Annotated in this window: 6 protein-coding genes; all 6 read right to left on the reverse strand. The window is 32.8% G+C overall.

Going from position 1 to position 6,030, the window contains the following annotated elements; all coding sequences use genetic code 11:
- Positions 1-64 precede the first annotated feature (64 nt).
- On the reverse strand, positions 65-958 hold the full coding sequence (locus ACW2QF_RS02140; RefSeq protein ID WP_455714345.1) for a hypothetical protein: 894 nt from the start codon (positions 956-958) through the stop codon (positions 65-67).
- The gene (locus ACW2QF_RS02145) at positions 948-2,270 is read right to left on the reverse strand and encodes a poly(ethylene terephthalate) hydrolase family protein (protein ID WP_455714346.1); all 1,323 of its coding nucleotides are present in this window, start codon (positions 2,268-2,270) and stop codon (positions 948-950) included. Before ACW2QF_RS02145 ends, ACW2QF_RS02140 begins: the two co-directional genes overlap by 11 nt.
- Positions 2,271-2,430: 160 nt before the next feature.
- On the reverse strand, positions 2,431-3,108 hold the full coding sequence (locus ACW2QF_RS02150) for a hypothetical protein (protein WP_455714347.1): 678 nt from the start codon (positions 3,106-3,108) through the stop codon (positions 2,431-2,433).
- A gap of 197 nt (positions 3,109-3,305) precedes the next feature.
- The gene (locus ACW2QF_RS02155) at positions 3,306-4,895 is read right to left on the reverse strand and encodes a putative ABC transporter permease subunit (protein WP_455714348.1); all 1,590 of its coding nucleotides are present in this window, start codon (positions 4,893-4,895) and stop codon (positions 3,306-3,308) included.
- Complete coding sequence (locus ACW2QF_RS02160; protein WP_455714349.1) at positions 4,888-5,601, reverse strand: ABC transporter ATP-binding protein; 714 nt, start codon at positions 5,599-5,601, stop codon at positions 4,888-4,890. The genes ACW2QF_RS02155 and ACW2QF_RS02160 overlap by 8 nt, the downstream gene beginning before the upstream one ends.
- Before the next feature lie 87 nt (positions 5,602-5,688).
- Positions 5,689-6,030, reverse strand: a 342-nt coding sequence (locus ACW2QF_RS02165; protein WP_455714350.1) for a chromate transporter, incomplete at its 5' end; no start/stop codon positions are given.

A 6,030-nucleotide genomic window follows, 5' to 3' on the forward strand; every position in this document is an offset into this window, starting at 1 on the left:
ATATGTGAACATATATATGTTCACAAAATGGCATACAGCGTAGAAAAGTTGTTCTACACAATCATTATTTCATTCCAAATCCAACATTATCTATTTTTACATCACCTTGCTCCATCTCATCAAAAATAATTTCTATTGATGTGATAGAATCGGTATTTATTTCACTATTATTTTCTAGAAATTTTGTTTCGTCTACACTTACTATTTGTGGCTGATGCTTATATTCATAGCTATCAGCTAAGAAGTCAACCTTATATAGTTGTACTGGTAATGATGGATATACTATTGCACAATCACTAATTTTCACATTCGCTACATTACCATTTTGATCGGTTATTCGAACGGTACCATCAATTAATTGATTTCCATTATTCTTATTTTTTTGTAAGTCGGCGATGTCAAATTGTAATTCTTTCCCTGTCATGTCATAAGCTGGTATTTCAAACTTTACTTTGGCATGTTTTGTAGCTCTCCACTTGAGTCGAAGGGCATAATTCTCTTTCGTTCCACTACTACCGTATGCAGTCTTAATCTCTTCCCATATTCTAGTGTTTGATGCCATGATCTTTGCATCAGCCATTGTAGCGGTTGTTATATCGGAATCTTCTTCAAAGTTGCTTACATATTCGAAGCCAGAACCTTGATACATTTGCTGATAAACTGTCTTTGGTAGATATTCTTCATATGCAAGGTAGTTATGGAATAACTCTTTATTCGTCTGGTCTCCCTTCAAGGTCACATCTAAGAATATCTTTGTAAATACCTTCAATATCTGTTTCTGCTCTTGTGTTGAAATCAGATTCTTTACATTCAAGAAATAGTTGCATGGGAATCCGATATCATATTTTCCCCATTCACTGTTGAATTGTCCATGATTGGCACCAGCTATATAGAGAGCAGATTTAAAATAATCTCCTTCTCCGCTGAATGTAGTATTCTTATAAAATTTATTTCCCATAACCATTCGTACCATGTATAAGCAAATAATTCACATCTGATATCGAAACTTCATGCTGAGCAGGCATATATTGATCCGCTGTTGGTGCTATGGCAATGATTGATTTAATTGAGAAATTATAATTAAATTTAATATTACCGTTATCAGGATATACATCATAGCCATTAAATAGATATGCTGTAGATACGCATTCCCCACCTCTTGAATGACCTGCAATAGCTATGTTTTCTTCATCAATCTTTTGATAAAGGGGATTTGTTTTATCCTTGTTATATTTAAGAACTTGTTTGATATTCTCTAACAGTAGAATTGCTCTACCATCATTCTCATTTCCAAGTTGATTACAACTGTTTTCATTAACTGAAACTACTACATAACCATTTGATGCCAGATATTTACCTAGATAATCATATCCAAGATAAGAATCTGTTGTATAATTATGATTTCCATGCACGATGAATAATACTGGGCAATCTTTTTCTGTAGTAGGGTACCATACTTTCCCTGTAATAGGAGCATTCTTTAAATCATAATCAAAATACTTATCCATTACCCAACCTGAGAGAGAAGAATCTCTCTGTGCGAATAAGGATAAATTATATGTGTTAGACTGTAAATCAAAAGAATCACCAACACCGTATTCTAAGGATGCAACTTCTACTTCACCCTGTGCAATCGCATCTACAAAAGCTTCATCTGCTACATTTTGATTATCTTCAAGTGTCTTTTCTTCCTTCATTGTAAGGAAATTCTCAATATATCGATCTTCAAATCCTTCACCTGTTAATAATGTTCCTACGCTTACCAAACCTATTGTTGTAATCACTAAGGTAATAAACAGTGTAATCGTTTGTCTTCTTAATTTAATAATTGCCCACAAACTTCTTCCAAATAGGTCTAGCATAACAATCGTGATAACAGCTAAGAAGAAATTAGCCTCTGATCCATTCCCCTGAGTCGCCTCTATTGCAATTTCGTAAAAAAGTACAAAAGGAAGACACCAATAAATTATTCCCTTTCTTCTATTCCCAAATAGTATCTTAGCACCAAGAAATAGTACTCCGAATACCACTATTGTCACTACGATTCCTATTAGATAACTGATTTCTATACTCAGTGGTGTGAAATACATCAAAACTGCTCCCGCCATACCTATTGAGGAAAATAAGACGGAACAAATAGCAAGACCTTTATAGGTATCACCAAAGTTTCTATTCCAATATGAATGGAATATCTTCCATATGACTTTCAATTTTGTTATTAATCTATGCATTAAGTTTTTCATCTTTTGAAAACCACCATATATCTTCATAGTTACCTCCCATTATTCAACTATCCTCAACATTTTTCTCTTTTGTACATGATATCACTTTAACATCTCATTATATTTATGTCAATTTGAGAACAGTTCATAAAGGGAGGTAATATTTGTAACTCTGCTTGATAATTTGTTTACAGCCGTAAATTACTCTTTATTGTTCTTCTTTAATTACTTTTAATAGATAAGCCCAGTCACCATAATAAACAACACTTAATGATTCGGTACCATCTGTAGTAATCTTTTTAAGTGCAATTGCATTAATCGGTTGTTCTTTCGATGGTACATTAGAGGCAACCCCACTATCTGGATCAACAAGATCTTTTGCATATTCACTATTATTCATGAAATTTTCGATTGCTTCAAAATCTTTCTTCGGTAAATCTTTCAAAGTAGCTTTACTGTCCCATATGTAATTCTTAACTTCCTTCACTGGAGAAGAATCTCTTGTTACATCTCCCATCTCATCAGACATATTGGTAAGTAACTGTTCTTCTGATATGTTTTGATATCGCATAACAACTGCTTGTAATCTTCCACCATTTTCGATATTCTTGCATAATTCTTTTGAAAATAGTAGATAAATCTGTGCTTCTGAACCGAATTTTTCGATTGGATCTGCTAGAATAACTGCTACATGCATACCATCGTCCAAATCCATTATTTGGTATTTTCCTTCACCAATCACAGCTACTGCATCTTTTTGTGTCATTCCCCAAGTTATCCCTTTCATAGGAGGATTAAATCCCTTATTACTCTCCTTCTTCTTACAGGACGTCAAACTTAGAATGAACACAATTAGTAAAGTTAATAACAACAAACGTTTTCGCATACTATGCCACCTTTTACAATCTCTATTACTATTTACTATTATAATAAAGCAAAAGGTATATAATGTCTGTTTTGTGAAAATAAATTAAATTTAGCACTATAGATTTCTTATTGATATCTTAAATTTCTGTAATGCTTTTGATATATAGATTATTCTGTACATTCTAAGTTAGCACGCACTCACCTATCAAGCTTTATTTATTGAATTGTACATAATGCTTTCTTATTATTATCTCTATACATTACTACGGTTACGATTCCTAATACTAAGGTCACAATGCCCATTATCACATTTGAATCAATATTGCTGAATACAACAAGGAATACTCCTGGAATTGCAATTACGATCAAACCAATAATCATAGCAATTAAAGTTGCACCACTTTGTTTCACCACAGTTACTTCAGCTTCCCAATTGAACATAGGCATACGTAAATTAATAGCGATACCTAGAACGGATATAAATAAAATATATACAACAGGTACGAACACCATCATGAAATAGCCTAGTATCGAGGTATGAACCGAAAAGAATAATATAATTTCTGAAAGGAATAAAAATGGAGATGCAATGGTCAAATTCACTAAGATCTTACTATCCAACACTGTTTTCGTATTTACAGGCATAGATTGTGGTATCCACCATTGCTTCCCTTCTAATGAAATAGCACTTACAGTTGTAGACGTAATACAGCATAAAGCAGATATAACAAGAGGTAATGCCTTAGTAATCAGTCCTGGCATTTGTAAAGTTCCTTCTAATTTCTCAGCTCCCATTACTGCTAATGCTATACTTCCAACTAAAAGCAAAATATACCCCATTGCCGTATTCATAACATAGATACTACAAGAAAAATACCTACGTAATTCCTTTTTATAAAATGCCATTAATGCTGAACCTAACTTCATCTCTTTCATAACAAAATTATTCTTTGTAGCTCTTGCATTTATCGCACTACAGATTTCAACAAACTTCCATTGTACAAGAACAACTAGAATAAGAAATACACCAATAGATAGTACTATAAATATTAAGTAGGATAGGATATTCTGTTCAACCACCCCTTGAGAGAATAATTTTGCTGGCGGATATACTGCATAGATTTGTTTTGAAATCATTAAGGATAAATCCGCTAAAGCTTCTGTATCAATCTTTGTTTCAATATTTTGAATACTAAAGGAAAATATTAAAGCAGCTAGCGTTAATATCGTGTACAGTATAATTGTAATTAGGTTTTTATGCTTCATTCTTGAACTAATAGCAATTATTAATGCTCCAATTGCAGTTGCTATTGTCATGGGTATTAACGGTAGCAAGAAAACACTAATAAGCATCATTCCATAAAACAAGGCATTCGGTCTCATATAGATTCCATATACAATTGTACTTGGTACTACCGTAAGTAAACTAAGTACTACATTACTAATATACATGCTTAGAAAACGACTTACAACAATGGTCGCTGGTTTAATTGGTAGAGAAATCAGCATGTCGTATGTTTTCATCTGGAATAAGACACTTCCTGCTTTCAAAATAGAAAAAATTAAGATTACTATACTTGTTATCATTAATATATAGCCAGGTATTGTATCTCCAGCTCCAAATTTATATAAACCATAGGCAAGCATAGATATATAAATTACACCCACGCAAGCAAGTAAAACAAAGGAAAATCCCATAAGCCAAACATTTCTTATTTTCTTTTCATCTCTTGAATATCTGGCTACATTAATTCCCCAAGTATTACAAAACGTTACACCTACTAGGGTTTTTATATGCTTAAGCATGGTCAACCACCTCCATAAATACCTCCTCTAATGATTGACCTTTTGTAAGTTCTTCTGTTTTACCTGAAACAATTAGTTTTCCATTTTTAATAATAGCTATTTTATTACATAGTTTCTCTGCCACATCAAGTACATGGGTAGAGAAAAAGATTGCACAACCTTCTTCACATAAACTATGCATTATATTCTTAAGAATTACAGATGCTTTGGGATCTAATCCAACAAATGGCTCATCTAGTATTAATAATTTAGGATCATGAAGCAATGCAGAAATAATTGCTAATTTCTGTTTCATACCATGAGAATAAGAGGAAATCAAATCTCCTAATGCACTGGTAATTTCAAAATCATTTGCGTATCTATGTACCTTCTCCTCTCTATCTTTTGATGATACCCCGAATATGTCCCCCACAAAATTTAAATATTGAATTCCTGTTAGGTGATCATAGAGATCTGGGTTATCAGGAATATAGGCTAACTTCTTCTTGCAATTAATTGCATTGTGGCGAATGGATTCGCCATCAATTAGTATTTCACCTTCATCGAAATCAATAATGCCTACGACTGCTTTGATTGTAGTCGTTTTACCTGCACCGTTATGTCCAATAAATCCATAGATATCTCCTGCCTGAATATCTAGACTTAAGTTTGAAACCGCTTCTTTTCCACCCTTATAGCGTTTTGTCAAATTATGAATCTGTAACATAATTTCATCTCCTCTTACTTTTTCCTTTATTATACATTTTTTTATTGGTTTTGCAATAAATTCTGAAAAGTTATTACACTATCTTATCTACTTCAATAGATATCCCGATACAATTCCTATCAATCCAGAAGCACAGATGACCCATACTGGATTTAATTTCTTGTATAGCATAAATACAGCTACAGCAATTATACCAATAGAAACTAACATTGTACTAGTAAAAAATACTGTCATTGTTCCTATCGGAAATACCGATTTTCCAATTGAGATTGCAGCTGCTACTATAAGACCAACAACTGCTGGGTGTAGACCACTCATACAACCTTTTACAATCTTACTTTCTTTGAATTTATCATAACATTTTGCTAATAACAAAATAATGAAAAAGGATGGTAATACAACTCCTAATGTAGCTGAGATTGCACCAAA

It is taken from the genome of Anaerosporobacter sp. (genome assembly GCF_965301125.1).